The organism is Ruegeria sp. AD6 (genome assembly GCF_056542325.1).
In genome coordinates this window covers 1,394,362-1,411,424 of sequence record NZ_JBQFZQ010000001.1, presented here as the reverse complement: position 1 = coordinate 1,411,424, position 17,063 = coordinate 1,394,362, and the positions used below count along the sequence as shown (strand labels likewise).

General features: G+C 60.5%; 15 protein-coding genes. 10 read left to right on the top strand and 5 right to left on the bottom strand.

All coding sequences use genetic code 11. The features are described 5' to 3' along the window. Positions 1–511, bottom strand: a 511-nt coding sequence (locus tag ACR0KJ_RS06925) for a PLP-dependent aminotransferase family protein (protein ID WP_480626259.1), incomplete at its 3' end; no start/stop codon positions are given. A gap of 167 nt (positions 512–678) precedes the next feature. Here ACR0KJ_RS06925 and ACR0KJ_RS06920 point away from each other — a divergent pair. Next, positions 679–1,440 (top strand): NAD kinase, encoded by a 762-nt coding sequence (locus ACR0KJ_RS06920; RefSeq protein ID WP_170449318.1) that lies wholly within the window; start codon positions 679–681, stop codon positions 1,438–1,440. A gap of 258 nt (positions 1,441–1,698) precedes the next feature. Here the strand turns inward: ACR0KJ_RS06920 and ACR0KJ_RS06915 are convergent, their stop codons facing one another. From ACR0KJ_RS06915 to ACR0KJ_RS06905, 3 genes are all read right to left on the bottom strand, one after another. Continuing rightward, on the bottom strand, positions 1,699–3,135 hold the full coding sequence (locus ACR0KJ_RS06915; protein ID WP_480626258.1) for an amidase family protein: 1,437 nt from the start codon (positions 3,133–3,135) through the stop codon (positions 1,699–1,701). 76 nt (positions 3,136–3,211) lie between these two features. Further along, the gene (gene prpE / locus ACR0KJ_RS06910; RefSeq protein WP_170735306.1) at positions 3,212–5,101 is read right to left on the bottom strand and encodes a propionate-CoA ligase PrpE; all 1,890 of its coding nucleotides are present in this window, start codon (positions 5,099–5,101) and stop codon (positions 3,212–3,214) included. Positions 5,102–5,364: 263 nt separating this feature from the next. Beyond that, on the bottom strand, positions 5,365–7,638 hold the full coding sequence (locus tag ACR0KJ_RS06905) for an NADP-dependent malic enzyme (RefSeq protein WP_170524874.1): 2,274 nt from the start codon (positions 7,636–7,638) through the stop codon (positions 5,365–5,367). Positions 7,639–7,824: 186 nt separating this feature from the next. On the opposite strand from ACR0KJ_RS06905, the gene ACR0KJ_RS06900 reads away from it, so the two are divergent. The 7 genes from ACR0KJ_RS06900 to upp all read left to right on the top strand — a co-directional run bounded on the left by ACR0KJ_RS06900 (position 7,825) and on the right by upp (position 14,212). After that, complete coding sequence (locus tag ACR0KJ_RS06900; protein WP_170524871.1) at positions 7,825–8,550, top strand: hypothetical protein; 726 nt, start codon at positions 7,825–7,827, stop codon at positions 8,548–8,550. Further along, the gene (locus ACR0KJ_RS06895) at positions 8,495–9,595 is read left to right on the top strand and encodes a cupin domain-containing protein (RefSeq protein ID WP_170524868.1); all 1,101 of its coding nucleotides are present in this window, start codon (positions 8,495–8,497) and stop codon (positions 9,593–9,595) included. Before ACR0KJ_RS06900 ends, ACR0KJ_RS06895 begins: the two co-directional genes overlap by 56 nt. A gap of 92 nt (positions 9,596–9,687) precedes the next feature. Further along, the gene (locus tag ACR0KJ_RS06890) at positions 9,688–10,080 is read left to right on the top strand and encodes a cytidine deaminase (protein WP_170449329.1); all 393 of its coding nucleotides are present in this window, start codon (positions 9,688–9,690) and stop codon (positions 10,078–10,080) included. A 4-nt stretch (positions 10,081–10,084) separates the two neighbouring features. Next, complete coding sequence (locus ACR0KJ_RS06885) at positions 10,085–11,392, top strand: thymidine phosphorylase (RefSeq protein ID WP_170449330.1); 1,308 nt, start codon at positions 10,085–10,087, stop codon at positions 11,390–11,392. Beyond that, positions 11,389–12,600: a phosphopentomutase gene (locus ACR0KJ_RS06880; protein ID WP_170449333.1), complete on the top strand. Its 1,212-nt coding sequence runs from the start codon at positions 11,389–11,391 to the stop codon at positions 12,598–12,600. The genes ACR0KJ_RS06885 and ACR0KJ_RS06880 overlap by 4 nt, the downstream gene beginning before the upstream one ends. Continuing rightward, a complete protein-coding gene (locus tag ACR0KJ_RS06875; protein WP_480626257.1) occupies positions 12,597–13,583 on the top strand; it encodes an adenosine deaminase in 987 nt (328 codons plus the stop codon). Before ACR0KJ_RS06880 ends, ACR0KJ_RS06875 begins: the two co-directional genes overlap by 4 nt. After that, the gene (gene upp / locus ACR0KJ_RS06870; RefSeq protein WP_170524854.1) at positions 13,580–14,212 is read left to right on the top strand and encodes a uracil phosphoribosyltransferase; all 633 of its coding nucleotides are present in this window, start codon (positions 13,580–13,582) and stop codon (positions 14,210–14,212) included. The genes ACR0KJ_RS06875 and upp overlap by 4 nt, the downstream gene beginning before the upstream one ends. A gap of 6 nt (positions 14,213–14,218) precedes the next feature. Here upp and ACR0KJ_RS06865 read toward each other — a convergent pair whose 3' ends face one another. Then, positions 14,219–15,232 carry a hypothetical protein gene (locus tag ACR0KJ_RS06865; protein WP_480626256.1) on the bottom strand — a complete coding sequence of 338 codons (1,014 nt, stop codon included), beginning with the start codon at positions 15,230–15,232 and terminating at the stop codon, positions 14,219–14,221. A gap of 127 nt (positions 15,233–15,359) precedes the next feature. On the opposite strand from ACR0KJ_RS06865, the gene ACR0KJ_RS06860 reads away from it, so the two are divergent. Both ACR0KJ_RS06860 and ACR0KJ_RS06855 read left to right on the top strand, forming a co-directional pair. Further along, entirely contained in the window at positions 15,360–16,295 is a 936-nt protein-coding gene (locus ACR0KJ_RS06860) for a DMT family transporter (protein WP_480626255.1), read from the top strand. Then, positions 16,292–16,951, top strand: coding sequence for a sulfotransferase family 2 domain-containing protein (locus tag ACR0KJ_RS06855; RefSeq protein ID WP_480626284.1), 660 nt, complete (start codon positions 16,292–16,294; stop codon positions 16,949–16,951). Before ACR0KJ_RS06860 ends, ACR0KJ_RS06855 begins: the two co-directional genes overlap by 4 nt. The last annotated feature ends 112 nt before the right edge of the window (positions 16,952–17,063 follow it).

Below are 17,063 nucleotides of genomic sequence, written 5' to 3'. Positions count from 1 at the left end.
TCGCCAGCGCCTCGACCTGATCATAGTCCAGCATGTTGTCTTCTTTGCGGACGCCATATTGCACCGCGTTGAACCACTTGCCCGACTGGTTAGGGCGTGCGCCATGGGTCAGGTGGCCGCCTGCGTCCAGGCTCATGCCCAGAATGGTGTCGCCGGGCTGGATCAGTGCCTGAAATACACCCTGATTGGCCTGGCTGCCAGAGTTCGGCTGCACATTGGCAAAGCCGCAGCCAAACAGTTCCTTGGCGCGGTCGATGGCCAGATTCTCGGCAATATCGACGAACTGGCAGCCGCCATAGTAGCGCCGACCGGGATAGCCTTCGGCGTATTTGTTGGTCATGACCGAGCCCTGCGCCTCCATCACGGCGGCAGAGACGATGTTCTCGGACGCGATCAACTCGATCTCGTCGCGCTGGCGGCCCAGCTCGGATGTGATCGAGCCGAAAAGTTCCGGGTCGCGGTCGGACAGGGATTGGGTGAAAAAGCCCGTATCACGAAGGTTGGCGTTCATTTGCGCTCCATAGACTGGGGTAAAAACTTGCGGATTTCCTATCGGAAACCCACCATCGGCAAAAGGCATAAAGCGACGATTTGGCCCGCTGCGGCGTCAAGTCTGGCCTATTGAGGAAAGGTATGTTTGTTTCGGAACCAAATGTGTAGCACCGGAAACCAGACCCAATGAAAAAAAGAATCGCCTTCCTCGCCAGTGAGGCCGAGATGGCGCAGGACGCCCGCGATCGCCTGATTGAACAATATGGCAATGCCGCCCCGCGCGACGCCGAGGTTGTGGTTGCCCTGGGCGGTGACGGTTTCATGTTGCGCACATTGAAGAACATGCAGCATCTCGACGCGCCGGTATACGGTATGAATCGTGGCACAATCGGGTTCCTGATGAACAATTTCCACGAAGAGGACCTGATGGCCCGTCTTGCCGATGCGCAGGAAGAGGTCATCAACCCGCTGGCCATGCGGGCCATGGACCAATCGGGAAAGCTGCACGAGGCATTGGCGATCAACGAGGTCTCACTGCTGCGCGCAGGCCCGCAAGCCGCACGGTTGAAAATCAGCGTCGATGGGCGCGAGCGGATGGCGGAACTGGTCTGCGACGGTGCGCTTCTGTCCACGCCTGCCGGTTCGACGGCGTATAACTACTCGGCCCATGGTCCGATTCTGCCAATCGGGGCGGACGTCCTTGCCTTGACCGCAATTGCCGCATTCCGGCCGCGCCGCTGGCGGGGGGCTTTGCTGCCGAAGATTGCCAAGGTTCGATTCGACGTACTGGACGCAGACAAACGCCCCGTCATGGCCGACGCCGATTCCATTTCCTTCCCGGATATCGACTGGGTTGAGATTCGGTCAGAGCCTGCAATCACCCATCGCATCCTGTTTGACCCGGGGCATGGTCTGGAAGAGCGCTTAATCTCTGAGCAATTCACTTAAACTGCGATTTTTTTAGATTTATTTTCTCTTGTGTGAAGAAGTTCACACGGCATTCGCTACGGATTGGCTAATCTGACCGTGCTCGGAGATCACGCTATGGTGGGAGTGAGTGGCCACCTGTACGGCGTTTTCGAATGATTGCGTAAATTTCGCGCTGGCGAGGGTGGGTGGTGCTACGCTCGTCATCAGAAATCCGGGCACATTTAAGCAGCTGGACCCCGGGCCCAATAACCCGGGGTCTATTTTGTTTTGGGGCGGTTACCCGCCCGAAAGACTGTCCCACAATGGCAGACACATCTGTCCGACACGCTCTTCGATGGCGGCGGCGGCGTCCACGGCCAGATCTTCGCGCCAGCGCCGCGCGGCAATCTGGACATTGATGGGCTGCGGACCTTTCGGCAACTGAGCCAGACGGGCAGGGACGCAGGCGGCGGGCAGGCCCAGAAAGTTCATCGCGTAGGAATAAACAGCGCAGCCCAGAACCTCATGCACGCCTTCGGCCCCTTCGGTGTCGCGGTCCGGCTTAAAGAAGGGTTGCGGCAGGAAGGGCGACAGGACCAGCGGGTAATCTTGCATAAACAGCGACCATTCGCGCGCATAATGGCTGCGTTTGGCCAGCATTTTAAGCAGTTCGGTTTCGACGATAGGCGGGAATTCCTGAAAATAGACGTCGAAGATGTCCTGAATGGTCTGAGAGCCCGCAGCCTCGACATCCGACTTCATCAGGGTCAGCACTTCGCCCATCAAAGAGCGATAGCCAATCCGCCCGCATTCAAAGACATCGGGCGGATCGATTTCTTCCACCAAATACCCGGCATCCGTCAGAGCGTCGCGCGCAGTGTCCAGTGCTTTTTCGACCTCGGGGTGAAGGGCATAGTCAAAGGTGTTTTTGGTTAAGGCAACTTTGATCGGCCCTTCCAGATCGTCCCCGCGCCAAGGCATCGGCACGTGGAAAGGGTCTCGCGCGTCGGGCGCGATCAGGCTTGGCATCGACAGGTGCAGATCCGCGGCGGAGCGGGTCAACAGCCCTTGCACCGACATGGATTGGGCCAGCGATCCGCGCTCGGCCTTTTGGCTGGGGTTCCAGGCGGGCACGCGGCCCAGGCCGGGCTTGACCGTAACCGCGCCATTGGCGGCGGCGGGAAACCTGAGGCTGCCACCGATGTCATTGCCGTGACCCAGCGCGCCGATACCCGCCATCACGGCAGCACCGGCCCCACCAGACGATCCCCCGGGCGAGATATGCTGACCCCAAGGGTTATGGGTGCGCCCGTATAGCGGGTTGTCCGTATCGGCGCGGAAGGAAAACTCTGGCGTGTTCGTGCGACCGATCACAATGGCCCCGGCCTTTTGCAGGTTCGACACAACCGGGGCGTCATCCGGCGCGATCACGTCTTTCAACGCGACCACGCCGTTTGTGGTGGCGTGACCCTTTTGATCGACATTCACTTTGATCGTGACCGGGACGCCGAACAGCGGGCCGGGATATTCGCCCTTTGCGCGCGCCCGATCCAGATCGCGGGCACGGTCAAGCGCCGGATCGCTCAGGTCTTCGACCACCGCATTGAGGCTGGGATTGACCGCATGCATCCGATCAATCGCGGCTTGAGTTGCGGCTTCGGCGCTCAAGTCGCCGCTGCGGGTCAGCTGTGTCAACTCGGTGGCGCTGAGACGCCAGATATCGCTTTGTGTCATGGGCCCTCACTGTCTGATCGTGACAGTAGGGGGCCTGTACCTGGTTGCAAGGGGGGCGGTGCAGGCCGCCCCGGACTTATTGCGCGTATCCGATGGTTTGCAGGGCCGCTTTGATCTCGTCCAGAATGGCCGGATCATCAATGGTTGCAGGCATCTTGTAGTCCTGCCCGTCGGCAATCGACACCATGGTGCCGCGCAGGATCTTGCCCGAGCGGGTTTTGGGCAAACGATCCACCACGACAGCCAGCTTGAAGGCCGCGACCGGCCCGATCTTGTCGCGGACCATCTTGACGACCTCCTGAACCACGTCGCCATGATCGCGTGCGGCACCCGCGTTCAGACACAGGAAGCCGACCGGCATCTGGCCTTTCAGCTGATCCGAGACGCCAATCACGGCGCATTCTGCGACGTCGGGATGGGCGGCCAGTACCTCCTCCATCCCGCCGGTCGACAAGCGGTGGCCCGCCACGTTGATCACATCGTCGGTGCGCGCCATGATATAGAGGTATCCATCCTCGTCGATCATGCCTGCGTCGCCGGTTTCGTAGTATCCGGGGAAGTGTTCCAGATAGGATTTCCGGAAACGGTCCTCGGCATTCCACAGCGTTGGCAACGTGCCGGGGGGGAGGGGGAGTTTCACGGCAATCGCGCCCAACTCACCCGGTTTCATCGGGTGGCCGCCCTCGTCCAGGATTTGCACATCATAGCCGGGCATCGGTTTGGCGGGCGAGCCAAGTTTGGTCGGCAATTCCTCGATCCCCAATGGGTTGCCAGCAATGGTCCATCCGGTTTCGGTCTGCCACCAGTGGTCGATCACCGGAACCTTCAGCGCGTCTTGGGCCCAGATGATCGTATCGGGGTCAGCGCGTTCGCCCGCCAGATACAGCGCGCGCAAGCCGGACAGGTCATATTTGGCCAGCATCTCGCCTTTGGGGTCCTCGCGCTTGACGGCGCGGATGGCGGTGGGGGCGGTGAAAAAGCTACGGACATTGTGTTCCGAGATCACCCGCCAGAAGGTGCCCGCGTCGGGGGTGCCGACAGGTTTGCCTTCGAACACAATAGTGGTGTTGCCGTGGATCAGCGGCGCGTAGCAGATGTAGGAATGTCCCACGACCCAGCCCACATCCGAGGCCGCCCAGAACACTTCGCCCGGATCGACATTGTAGATGTTCTTCATCGACCAGTTCAGCGCAACCAGATGCCCGGCGGTTGGTCGCACAACCCCTTTCGGCGCACCCGTGGTACCCGAGGTATAGAGGATATAGGCCGGATCATTGCCCGCAACCGGCACACATTCCGCCGGTTCAACGCCGTATTGGAAGCCGTGCCAATTGAAGTCGCGTCCTTCAATCAGCTGCGCAACCTCTTGTTCACGCTGGAAAATCACGCAGAACTCGGGCTTGTGCTTTGCCATGTCGATGGCGCCGTCCAGCAAGGGTTTGTAGTGCACTACGCGGCCCGGCTCCATCCCGCATGAGGCGGCGATGATCGCCTTGGGCTGTGCGTCATCGATGCGGACGGCCAGTTCGTTACTGGCAAAACCGCCGAACACCACTGAATGCACCGCGCCAAGCCGGGCGCAGGCCAGCATCGCCTCAAGCGCTTCGGGGATCATCGGCATATAGATGATGACCCGGTCGCCCTTTTCGATACCCTTGGCCCGCAACGCCCCGGCCAGGGTGGCGACGCGGTTGCGCAGCTCGACATATGAGATCTCGCGCTTGGTATGGGTGATCGGGCTGTCATAGATTATGGCGGTCTGCTCGCCGCGCCCGTTTTCGACGTGGCGGTCGACGGCGTTCCAGCAGGTATTGACCTGCGCGTCACTGAACCATTCATAAAGCGGGGCGTTATCGTCAAACAGCGCTTTGCTCGGAGGTTTGTCCCAATCGATCCCTTTTGCAGCGTCCATCCAGAACGCCTCGGGGTCGTTTTTCCAGCTATCGTAAACGTCCTGATATGCCATTTTGTCTTCCTCCCAAAGCACTGAGCACGTTGTTAGGTATCCGCCGCGTATCAAACAAGCGGCGCTTGTGACGCCGCGTCAGTTTATCGCAAAATCTTTGCAGTTCGGTTCGGAATGATCTGCAAATTATTGCAAACCCGTTTGGTTTTTTGGGCTTAGTTGAATAACCTTGCGGAAATTGCAAATTTGTTAACTTTTCTGTGCAAAGGCGACGACTCGCCGAACGCCAAAGCAGGCGTTCGGCTTCATAATCGCGCATCGCATCAGCCGTAATGTGCGACTGGGGTGCCGGCGATGGCCGCCATGTTCAGCAACCCGCGCGCTGTGATCGACGGTGTCACGATATGGGCTTTGTTTCCCATACCCATCAGAATCGGACCAACCTCGATCCCGTCGGCTTTCATCTTCAGAATGTTCCGCACTCCGCTTGCCGCATCGGCATGGGCAAAGACCAACACATTTGCCGCACCTTCCAAACGCGAGGCCGGGAAGATCCGGGCCCTGAGCTCCGGGTCCAGCGCGGCATCAAGGTTCATCTCGCCTTCGTAGATGAAATCTCTTGGTCGCTGATCGAGTATTTCGATGGCAGCACGCAGGCGTTTGCCCGAGCCTTCGGCCTGATTGCCGAACTGAGATTGCGAACAGAAGGCGATTTTGGGCTCCAGCCCGAAACGCCGCACATGGCGGGCCGCGCCTATGGTGGATTCGGCCAGTTCCTCGGGCGTTGGCAATTGCCGGACATGGGTGTCGGCAATGAACAGGGGGCCGTCTTCCAGAATCATCAGCGACAGCGCGCCATGCGGACGCAGGTCGCCCTTGTTCAGCACCTGCTCGACATAGTTCAGGTGCCAGCGATATTCGCCGAACGTGCCGCAGATCATGCTGTCCGCTTCCCCCCGGTGCACCATGATCGCCCCAATGGCGGTTGTATTGGTGCGCATGATGGCCTTGGCCAGATCCGGCGTCACGCCCCGGCGTTGCATGATCTTGTGGTACGAGCTCCAATAGTCGTAATAGCGCGGGTCGTTCTCCGGGTTCACGATCTGGCAGTCCTTGCCGGGGCGGATGGTCAGGCCCAGCCGGTCGCAGCGGGCATCGATCACCTCGGGCCGTCCGATCAGGATCGGTGTTTCGGTGGTTTCCTCCAGAACGGCCTGCGCCGCACGCAGGACGCGTTCATCCTCGCCTTCGGCAAACACGATCCGGCGCGAGGCTGCGGCGGCGGCTTCGAACACAGGCCGCATCAGCAGGGCGGATTTGAAGACGGTCTGGTTCAGCTTTTCCCTGTAGGCATCCAGATCCTTGATGGGACGTTTGGCAACGCCGCTGTCCATCGCTGCGCGCGCCACAGCCGAGGACACAACGCCCACCAGACGCGGATCAAAGGGTTTCGGGATCAGATAATCCGGGCCGAAATTCAGCTGCTCGCCCTTATAAGCAGCGGCAGCCTCGGCGCTGGTGGTGGCACGGGCCATTTCGGCGATACCGTCCACGCAGGCGATTTGCATCTCGTCATTGATCTCGGTCGCGCCAACATCCAGCGCGCCGCGGAAGATGAACGGAAAGCAAAGGACGTTGTTCACCTGATTGGGAAAATCGCTGCGCCCTGTGGCGATGATCGCATCCGGCGCGACCTCGCGCGCGGCTTGGGGCAGAATTTCCGGGGTCGGGTTGGCCAGCGCGAAGATGATCGGTTGATCGGCCATTCGGCTGACCATTTCGGGCTTCAGAACGTTCGGGCCGCTGAGACCCAGAAACAGATCTGCCCCGTCGATCACGTCGTCCAGTGTGCGCAGGTCGGATTTCTGCGCGAACTGATCCTTGTGCGGGTTCATATCCTCTGCGCGGCCCTCATAGACCAGCCCGTGAATATCGCACAGCCAGATGTTTTCGCGCTTCACGCCCAGCTTGACCAACATGCTCAGACACGCGATGCCCGCCGCGCCACCGCCGGTCGAGACGATCTTGATGTCCTCGAAGGACTTGCCGGCAACGTGCAGCGCGTTTTTGGCGGCTGCTCCGACCACAATGGCCGTGCCATGCTGGTCGTCGTGAAAGACGGGGATGTTCATGCGCTCGCGGCACAGCTTTTCGACGACAAAGCAATCCGGGGCCTTGATGTCTTCCAGATTGATTGCGCCGAACGTGGGTTCAAGCGCGCAGACGATATCGGCCAGCTTTTCCGGGTCGGGCTGATCGACTTCGATGTCGAAACAGTCGATTCCGGCGAATTTCTTGAACAGGACCGCCTTGCCCTCCATCACCGGCTTCGAGGCCAGCGCGCCGATATTGCCCAGCCCCAGAACAGCCGTTCCGTTCGAAACCACAGCCACCAGATTCCCGCGCGAGGTATAAAGCTCCGCGTTCGACGCATCGGCCTTGATCTCAAGGCTCGCCTCGGCCACGCCGGGCGAATAGGCGCGGGCCAGATCGCGACCATTGGCCATTGGCTTTGTGGCCTTGATCTCAAGCTTTCCGGGTTTTGGATGGGCGTGATAGTCAAGCGCGGCTTGTCTTTGGCTGCGTGAGTCAGACATCAGCGATACGGCTCCCTTCTGGTATCTAACCGTGTGGTAAACGAGTTTTTCCGGCTTGGCTACGTTGCGTCACCTATCACAGCTTGATGTCTCTTAATCCGGGCTTGGTTGATTTCCGTTGTAAAATATTTACATTCGGCCAAATCCACTCACTCAAACTGCCGAACCAGCAGAACCAAGATAGGCATGACTTTCAGCACTGAAACCAAAGCAGAGCGTTTGACTCTGCCCGTTCGATTTGCACCCGCAACCGGCGTTGCGGTGACCCATTGTGTCATGTTGGCGACGCTGCTGTTTTGCGTGGTTGGGATACTGTGGCCAACCTGGGCGATCACGCATGTTAATGAAGGCGGGATTGTCGAGATTGCATCGGCTGTGATGCTGTTCGGCGCGGCTGTGGCGGCGTTGGTAACTTTGAAGGGGTTGCCGCGAGTGTATATTTCGCTGGGCTGTTTCCTTCTGGCAGAGCGAGAGATCGACACCGAGATCTTCGCCACAGACAGCTCGATTGCGGCTGTTTTCAACGCGATTGACAATATGCTTGATCCCACTTGGGTGCGGGTGGTTCTGGGTCTGGTCTTGCTGTTCGGAGTGGTCTGGCACGGGATGCCAACGATCTGGAAAGCCCGCAAGGCCCGTGCGCCATTCCTTACCGTTTTCGCTTTGGCAGTGTTGGCTGTCGTCGTGGCGCAAGTCGTGGATCAGGTCGCACGGCCCAAATATACGGACTTTTCCCAACTGACACTGATGCGTCTCTTTGTTGTGGAAGAAACGCTCGAGCTATTGTTTTCGATTGGCATTTTCGCTTCGGTTCTGATCGGATGGCGTAAACACCAACAGCACGAGACGATGCCCGATGCGCCCTTTGCGTTCGAACCAGACGATAGCCGAGTTCCGCTTACCAACGAATGAGCTAAGGGACGACATCCCGTTTTACACCAAGGTTCTGGGGATGCGGATGGATATGATCTATCCCGCAGACGATCCGCGGACTGCCGTGTTTTCGGGTCATGGGTTGCGCCTGCGCATCGAAAAAGATGCGCCTGAAGGTGCCGGAACGCTTCGCATCCTGACCGAAGACCCCGACGCATTTGCCGGCGGCGAACGGGTTTTGATCGCGCCAAACGGAACCCGAATCGAGATTGAAGACCGCGACCCGCCGCTGGTCATGCCTGAGACTGTCCATTCCTTTGTCGTGCGTCGTTTGAAAGATCAGGCCCCTTGGATCATCGGGCGGGCGGGCATGCATTACCGTGATCTGGTGCCGGATCGTCTGGGCGGCTCGATCATCGCCAGCCATATCCGCATCCCCGATGGTGGGCCGGTGCCGGATATGGTGCATTTCCACAAGGTGGGTTTTCAGCTGATCTTCTGCATCCATGGCTGGGTCGATGTTGTCTACGAAGATCAGGGTGACAAGATGCGACTGACCGCCGGGGATTGCTTTATCCAGCCCCCGGAAATCCGCCATCGCGTGCTGGAAGCCTCGGACAACGTGCAGGTGATCGAGATCGGCGTCCCGGCCGAGCATGTCACCGAGATTGATCATGAGATGGAGCTGCCGACGCCTCATTTGCGTCCGGACCGGGAATGGCAGGGTCAACGCTTTGTCTACAATCAGGCCAAGGATGCCGAGTGGATACCCTTCCGGCTGCCGGGCTATGTTTGCCGAGACACGACGATTGCCGAAAACACCAAAGGCGTGGCCGGGGTACAGGTCGTCCGCCGCGGGCAGGGGGACCCGGTCTGGGCCAGCCATGATACCGACATTCACTTTACCTTCGTCATGACCGGAGAGGTCACGTTGGAAGGCGAAGGGCGCGAGCCATACCGGCTGGAACAGGGGGATGCCTTTGTTATTCCGCCGGGAATGCGCACGCGGCTGGCGGACCCGTCCGAGGATCTCGAATTGCTGGAAGTGACATTACCGGGAACCTTCAACACAATGCTGGAATAGGCGAAAAACACATGCTGGGGGCTTCAACTTCCCCGGCGCTTGCTATTAGGGTACGTTTTTCTGACCAACTGATCAAAAATTGGGGAATCGCCATGTCGCTCAAAGATGCTGCCCTGAAGGTTCGCGAAAACGCCCATGCGCCTTATTCGAACTTCAAGGTGGGCGCGGCGATCCTGTCGGGGTCCGGTACGCTTTACGTCGGCTGCAACGTCGAAAACGTGGCTTATCCCGAAGGCACCTGTGCCGAAGCAGGGGCGATAGCCGCCATGGTTGCCGCAGGTGAGACCGAACTGGCCGAGGTCTACGTCGTGGCCCAAAGCCCGCAACCGGTGCCGCCCTGCGGGGGGTGCCGCCAGAAACTGGCCGAGTTTGGCGCGCGCGACGTGAAGGTCACGCTGGCGACGACCGGGGGGATGGAACTGGAAACCACCATTGGTGATCTTCTGCCGGGCGCGTTCGACGCGTCCCATATGCAGGACGCCTGAGCCAATGGATGCCCGCTCGATCATCGCAAAACTGCGCCGGCATGAGGTGCCGACCGGCGAAGAATTGACATGGTTCGCGCAAGGTCTGGCCGATGGCGGGGTCAGCGACGCGCAGGCCGGGGCCTTTGCGATGGCGGTTTGCATGGGCGGGCTGGGCGCGCAGGGACGTGCCGACCTGACCCTAGCCATGCGCGACAGCGGCGATGTCCTGAGTTGGGATGTGGATGGGCCGGTGATCGACAAACACTCGACTGGCGGGGTGGGGGATTGCGTCAGCCTGATACTGGCCCCGGCGCTGGCGGAATGCGGGGCCTATGTTCCGATGATTTCCGGGCGGGGCCTTGGTCATACAGGTGGCACGCTGGACAAGCTTGAAGCAATTCCCGGTGTCACCACGCAGATCGGGCAGGACCGCCTGGCCCAGATACTAAGCGAAACCGGGGCCGCGATTGTTGGCGCAACCGGTCAGATCGCACCGGCCGACAAGCGGCTGTATGCGATCCGGGATGTCACGGCGACGGTCGAAAGCCTCGATCTGATCACCGCGTCAATCCTGTCCAAGAAACTGGCGGCCAGCCCCGAGGCATTGGTGCTCGATGTCAAAGTCGGCAGCGGCGCGTTCATGAAAACGCTGGACGAGGCGCGCAAGCTGGCACAGGCCCTGACCGAGACCGCGAATGCGGCTGGGTGCCGGACTTCGGCCGTGATCACCGATATGCATCAACCCTTGGCCCCGGCGCTGGGCAATGCGCTGGAAGTGGCCGAGGTGATGAATGTTCTGACAAATGCGCATTACGCGCCGCTGGCCGAAATTTCGGCCGAGTTGGGTGGCGTATTGCTGGCCGATGCGGGCATGGTCGCCACGGCTGATGAGGGGCGCGACAAGATCACCGACGTCATCCGCGACGGGCGGGCAGCTGAGCGGTTTGGCCGCATGATGGCCGCTGTCGGCGGGCCGCTGCAGTTCGTCGAAAACTGGTCACGCTTCCTGCCCGAAGCCAGCGTGATCCTCGAGGTTCAAGCCCCGCGCGGTGGGTATATCAACGCGATAAATGGCGAGGCATTGGGCCTTGCCGTGGTTGCCTTGGGCGGTGGTCGGCAGGTCGAAAGTGACGTGATCGACCCGGCGGTCGGTATGTCCGGCATTGTCCGGCTGGGCGACAAAGTCGACAAAGGCGCGCCCTTGGCCGTGGTGTATGCAGCGCGTGAAGACGCCGCGCGGCAGGCCGCAGAAACGATCCTGCAAGCCATCTCGATCGGCGATGATGCACCGATGACCCCGACGCTGGTTCATGAAAGGATCACCGCATGAGCCGGGCTTTTCTGGTCGTCATGGACTCGGTCGGCATCGGCGGCGCGCCGGATGCGGGCCAGTATTTCAATGGCGACGTGCCGGACACTGGGGCCAACACGGTCGCACATATCGCGCAGGCCTGTGCCGAGGGTCGCGCCGAGGACGGGCGCTCTGGCCCGCTAGACCTGCCCAATCTGGACGCGTTGGGCCTTGGTGCTGCGGCGCGTCTGGCGTCGGGGGAGGATACGCCGGGGCTTGATGCTGATCCTTCGGGCCTCTGGGGATGCGCGCGCGAACGTTCGCCGGGCAAGGACACGCCCTCGGGCCATTGGGAACTGGCCGGGCTGCCCGTACCGTGGGATTGGCACTATTTCCCCGACACCACCCCGGCCTTTCCCGCTGATCTGAGCCGCGCCGCAGCCGAGGCGGCGGGCGCCGATGGCATTTTGGGCGACTGCCACGCCTCGGGTACCGCGATCATCGCGGAACTGGGGGCCGAACATATGCGCACCGGCTGGCCGATTTGCTACACCTCTGCCGACAGCGTGTTCCAGATCGCCGCGCATGAAGGCAGCTTTGGCCTCGACCGTCTGCTTGAGATGTGCCGGACGCTCGCGCCGCGTTTGCACCAGATGAAAGTGGGTCGGGTGATTGCACGGCCCTTTGTCGGATCGCCTGAGGACGGTTTCACCCGCACCACTAACCGGAAGGATTTCGCGATCCTGCCGCCTGCTCCGGTGCTGACCAATTGGGTGCAGGATGCCGGGCGCAAGGTGCATGCGGTAGGCAAGATCGGCGACATCTTTTCGATGCAAGGGATCGACACGCTGCGCAAAGGTTCGGACGCCGAGTTGATGAGGCACCTGTCCGATCTGGTGGACCACGCCGAAGAGGGCAGCCTGACCTTCGCCAATTTCGTCGAATTCGACAGCCTCTATGGTCACCGCCGCGACATTAGCGGCTATGCGCGGGCTCTGGAATGGTTCGACCGGGAAATCGGCGTGATCCTGCAAAAGCTGCGCCCGGACGACCTGCTGCTGCTGACCGCCGATCACGGCAACGATCCCAGCTGGACCGGAACCGACCACACGCGCGAACAGGTGCCTGTTATGGTCGCTGGAAAAGGCAGCGGCCAGATCGGGCAAATCGCATTCGCCGACGTCGCCACCAGCATTGCCCATCACCTGAACGTACCGGCGCAAGGGCCGGGGAGAAGCTTTCTATGACCGTTGCGGATCTGCCCAAAATCGAATTGCACCTGCACCACGAAGGCGCGGCCCCGCCCGCCTTTATCCGCCAACTCGCCCATGAAAAGCGCGTTGACCTGAGCGGGATTTTCAAACCTGACGGCAGCTATGACTTTCGTGATTTCGCCCATTTCCTCAGCGTGTATGAGGCCGCTTGTGAGGTTCTCAAAACGCCCGAGGATTTCCGCCGTCTGACGCTGGCGATACTTGAAGAAAGCGCCGCAAATGGTATTGTTTATTCAGAAACCTTTCTCAGCCCGGATTTCTGCGGCGGCGGGGATCTTCATGCCTGGCGTGACTATCTGACGGCCATTCAGGACGCCGCTGACGAGGCTGAGCGCAAGTTTGGCATCACCCTGCGCGGCGTCGTCACCTGTGTCCGTCATTTCGGACCAGAACAGGCCAAACGCAGCGCCCATTGCGCGGCGGAAACCGCAGGCGACTGGATCACCGGGTTTGGCATGGGCGGCAACGAATCCGTGGGCACCCAGGGGGATTTCAAATGGGCCTTCGACTGCGCCCGCGAGGCGGGTTTGCGTCTCACCACCCATGCGGGCGAGTTTGGCGGCCCGGAAAGTGTCCGCGATGCGATCCGCGACCTTGGTGTGGAACGCGTCGGCCACGGGGTGCGCGCGATTGAAGATCCTGACCTTGTGCACGAAATTACCGACCGTGGTATCACGCTAGAGGTCTGTCCGGGATCAAACGTGGTCCTTGGCCTGTTTCCCAATTTCGCAGACCACCCGATTGCAAGGCTGCGCGATGCAGGCGTCAACGTAACCGTTTCCACCGACGATCCGCCCTTTTTTCATACCACCATGCGGCGCGAATATGAGATGCTGCACGCAGCCTTCGGCTGGGACGCCGAAGACTTTGCTGCGCTGAATGAAACAGCCCTGAACGCGGCTTTTTGTGACGAAGACACCCGCGCGCGGGTCAAGAAAAGACTGGAGAACTCATGAGCGATCACCTGACCGTCGTCGACCACCCGCTGGTGCAACACAAGCTGACGCTCATGCGGGACAAGGGCACCTCGACCGCCGTGTTCCGGCAGTTGCTGCGCGAAATCACGCTGCTGTTGGCTTATGAGATCACGCGGGAAATGCCGCTGACGACGCGGCATATCGAAACCCCGATGGAGGAGATGGACGCCCCCATCCTGGCCGGCAAGAAACTGGCGCTGGTCTCGATCCTGCGGGCGGGCAACGGAATGCTGGATGGGGTGCTGGAACTGATCCCCTCGGCACGGGTGGGATTTGTCGGCCTGTATCGCGATGAAGAAACGCTGAAACCCGTTCAATACTACTTCAAGGCCCCTGAGGGGCTGAAAGACCGTCTGGTCATTGCCGTTGATCCAATGCTGGCCACCGGCAACAGCTCTGCCGCCGCGATTGATCTGCTGAAAGAGCAGGGCGCGACCGATATTCGCTTTCTCTGCCTGCTGGCCGCACCCGAAGGTGTCGAACGCATGAAAGAGGCGCACCCGGACGTGCATATCGTCACCGCCGCGCTGGATCGCGAGTTGAACTCGAAAGGCTATATCATGCCCGGTCTCGGTGATGCCGGGGACCGGATGTTCGGCACCAAGTAAGGCGGATCACTCGCCGCAAATATTCTGTAGCCGGACCCAATCGCGGTCCGGCAACACCTGTTCCAACGTGCGCCCGGCCATCGGGTCGGCCTCAATCAGCCCCAGCACGGTTTCCCCGGTGATGTCACGTGCATAGGCATAAGGGGTCGAGGGCAGGGCGGCCTGCGCGAACATTGCCAGCAACGCCTCATCCGTGACCGCGGGGCGGGGTTCGGACAAGACCTGTTCGGTATAGTTGTCGACGATCTGAGGCGTCAGCCCTCCGGTTGTCAGCAATCGAAACGCCGAGGACGCGCCCGTCCGGTCCAGCAAATCATCCAGCGGGTCCTGCTGTTCGGACCGCGCCCGTTCTGCGATAACAAACCCGGCGGCGACGGCTGGATCCTCATGATCCTCGACCAATGACCGGCTGAGAAGAACAGTGCCGCCCGGCAGGCTGAGGCTGTCCTGCACACCCGCAGGCAGGATGATGATCTGCCGCACGCCGGTCCGTTTCGCCAGCCGATCCAATGACGCCTGCGCATCGCGTGAGGTACAGGCACGCCCCGACACACGCTCGATCCGTTTCAGAATCGCGTCACCAATTTCCTGTCGCTTCACCTCGGGCACGACGGACACCACATGGCTTTGCAGCGCTCCGGGCAGCCACAACAGCATGACCGCCAGAACAGCGGCAACAACGCCCCCAACGCTGAGCCACCGCAGACGCCCGGGATGCGGGCGTGCCTTGTCGATGGCGCGTTGCAGCCGGTCGATGGCTTCGAGCATGGTCTTTTCGCTTTCGGCCAGCTCCAGCGTCTCATCCGGGTCGCCATCGGGGTTGAAGATCGCGGGGAAGACACCCGGATTCTGCCGTTCCAGCGCCGCCAGCGACCAATGCGTCAAGGCGCGGTCATTGAAATCCGAGATGGTCAGCGTGGCCTCACCAATCGAGACGACAACCTCGCGCCGTTGTTCATCGGGCGAGGGGCGCCACAGACCGGTGGCTTCGATCCGCTGGTACTGTTTCAGGGCGGTCATCTGGATGGGTTCTGCTCGTATTTCTTTTGCCGCAGCTTAGCACGCCCAAATCGCGCGGCGCAAACTTGTTGCGTCGGGATTGGCAATTGTGCTGGATGGCGGGACGCAGAACAGGAACATGTGGCAGATGCAGGCAGCTAAACCGACCTCACCGATTTTGGCCGCGGCCCTGATGGTCAGTTCCATGGCCATCATCGGGGTTGTGGACAACGTCGTGATCCTGCTGGCCGAGACAATCGGGCTGTGGCAATTCCACCTGAGTCGGGCCGCTTTGATGTTGCCCTTGATCGCGGGGCTTTCTCTGCTGGGCTTTGGCACGCTGCGCCCCAAACGGTTAGGGCCTGTCGTGGTGCGCAGCCTGCTGATCACCACGGCCATGCTGTTCTATTTCGCCTCGCTGGCTTTGATGCCGATTGCGCAGGCGCTGGCCGGGCTGTTCACCTCGCCGATCTTTGTGCTTCTGATTTCGGCACTGGGGCTGAAACAACCCATCGGGCCGTGGCGTATCGGGGCGGTGATGATCGGGTTCATCGGCATCCTGTGCGTTTTGCAACCCAACCCAACCGATTTCGACGCCCGAACCCTGTTGCCGGTGGCGGGCGGGTTTTTCTATGCGCTCAGCGCCATTGTCACCCGCAGTCACTGCTCGGATGAAAGTACGGTAGCGTTGCTGGCGAATATGGTGATGACCCTGGGGTTGGCAGGCGCAATCGGGTTGGCCTTTTTCACCGCCTTTCCGGTGGATACGCCCGAGGGGCCGGATGGGTTTGTGACCCGAGGTCTGGTCCAGGACTTCCAACCGGCCATTCCGTGGATCGTCGTGCAAGCCGTTGGGTCGACCATCGCGGTCTTCATGCTGATCAAGGCGTATCAAGTGGGCGAGCCGTCCTTTGTTGCCGTGTTCGAATATTCGGTGATGATCTTCGGCCCGCTTTTTGCCTGGGTGGCGTTGGGGCAGTCCATCGGCGTGATGCAGGTCTTTGGCATCGGACTGATCGCAACGGCGGGGGCCGTGCTGGGATGGCGCGCCAGTCGCGCACCGGCAGAGCAGGGCGTGGCGTGATCATCTCGACCGGACGGCGTTATGTGTTTGTGCATATCCCCAAGACCGGGGGCACGTCATTGGCGTTGGCGCTGGAACAGCGGGCGATGAAGGATGACATTCTGTTGGGGGATACGCCCAAGGCGCTGAAACGCCGACGCCGCGCCAAATCCCTGAACGCGCGCGGGCGCCTGTGGAAGCATTCGACGCTGTCCGATATCGACGGGGTTCTGTCTGCCAAGGCTTTGACGTCGATGTTCGTGTTTACGATGGTGCGCAATCCGTGGGACCGGATGGTGAGCTATTATCATTGGCTGCGGGTACAGAGCTTTGATCACCCGGATGTCGGGCGCGCCAAAGATCTGGATTTCGGGTCGTTTGTCCTGCATCCGTCCACGCTGCGATCCTTTCGGCACCACCCCGCGCGCGCCTATGTGACCATGGCCAACGGGGCCGAAAGATGTGACGCATATATTCGCCTTGAGCATTTCGCACAGGACGCGCGGCCTCTGATCGAACATCTCGGGTTTGACGTGGAGCTGCCGCATCTGAACCGGTCGAAGCGGGATCGCGATTACCGTCGGTACTATACGACGCAAACAGTGGATGCGGTTGCCCAAGCCTGCGCGGAAGATATTCGGAGATTCGGATATCAGTTCGACGGATCGGCCCAGTAATCGTTTCCGAATGCGGATCAAAAGAAGTATTTACCCCGCATTTGTCTGTAAAATGTGCGCAAAAGGGGCCTCAAAAGGCCCAAATTGGGCGCAAATATGTCAGAAATAAGTC

What these genes read in the sequence shown, in the direction of transcription:
- ACR0KJ_RS06920 (WP_170449318.1), top strand. Translation starts at nt 679, where the DNA reads ATGAAAAAAAGAATCGCCTTCCTCGCCAGTGAGGCCGAGATGGCGCAG.
- ACR0KJ_RS06915 (WP_480626258.1), bottom strand. Translation starts at nt 3,135, where the DNA reads ATGACACAAAGCGATATCTGGCGTCTCAGCGCCACCGAGTTGACACAG.
- prpE (WP_170735306.1), bottom strand. Translation starts at nt 5,101, where the DNA reads ATGGCATATCAGGACGTTTACGATAGCTGGAAAAACGACCCCGAGGCG.
- ACR0KJ_RS06905 (WP_170524874.1), bottom strand. Translation starts at nt 7,638, where the DNA reads ATGTCTGACTCACGCAGCCAAAGACAAGCCGCGCTTGACTATCACGCC.
- ACR0KJ_RS06900 (WP_170524871.1), top strand. Translation starts at nt 7,825, where the DNA reads ATGACTTTCAGCACTGAAACCAAAGCAGAGCGTTTGACTCTGCCCGTT.
- ACR0KJ_RS06895 (WP_170524868.1), top strand. Translation starts at nt 8,495, where the DNA reads ATGCGCCCTTTGCGTTCGAACCAGACGATAGCCGAGTTCCGCTTACCA.
- ACR0KJ_RS06890 (WP_170449329.1), top strand. Translation starts at nt 9,688, where the DNA reads ATGTCGCTCAAAGATGCTGCCCTGAAGGTTCGCGAAAACGCCCATGCG.
- ACR0KJ_RS06885 (WP_170449330.1), top strand. Translation starts at nt 10,085, where the DNA reads ATGGATGCCCGCTCGATCATCGCAAAACTGCGCCGGCATGAGGTGCCG.
- ACR0KJ_RS06880 (WP_170449333.1), top strand. Translation starts at nt 11,389, where the DNA reads ATGAGCCGGGCTTTTCTGGTCGTCATGGACTCGGTCGGCATCGGCGGC.
- ACR0KJ_RS06875 (WP_480626257.1), top strand. Translation starts at nt 12,597, where the DNA reads ATGACCGTTGCGGATCTGCCCAAAATCGAATTGCACCTGCACCACGAA.
- upp (WP_170524854.1), top strand. Translation starts at nt 13,580, where the DNA reads ATGAGCGATCACCTGACCGTCGTCGACCACCCGCTGGTGCAACACAAG.
- ACR0KJ_RS06865 (WP_480626256.1), bottom strand. Translation starts at nt 15,232, where the DNA reads ATGACCGCCCTGAAACAGTACCAGCGGATCGAAGCCACCGGTCTGTGG.
- ACR0KJ_RS06860 (WP_480626255.1), top strand. Translation starts at nt 15,360, where the DNA reads ATGCAGGCAGCTAAACCGACCTCACCGATTTTGGCCGCGGCCCTGATG.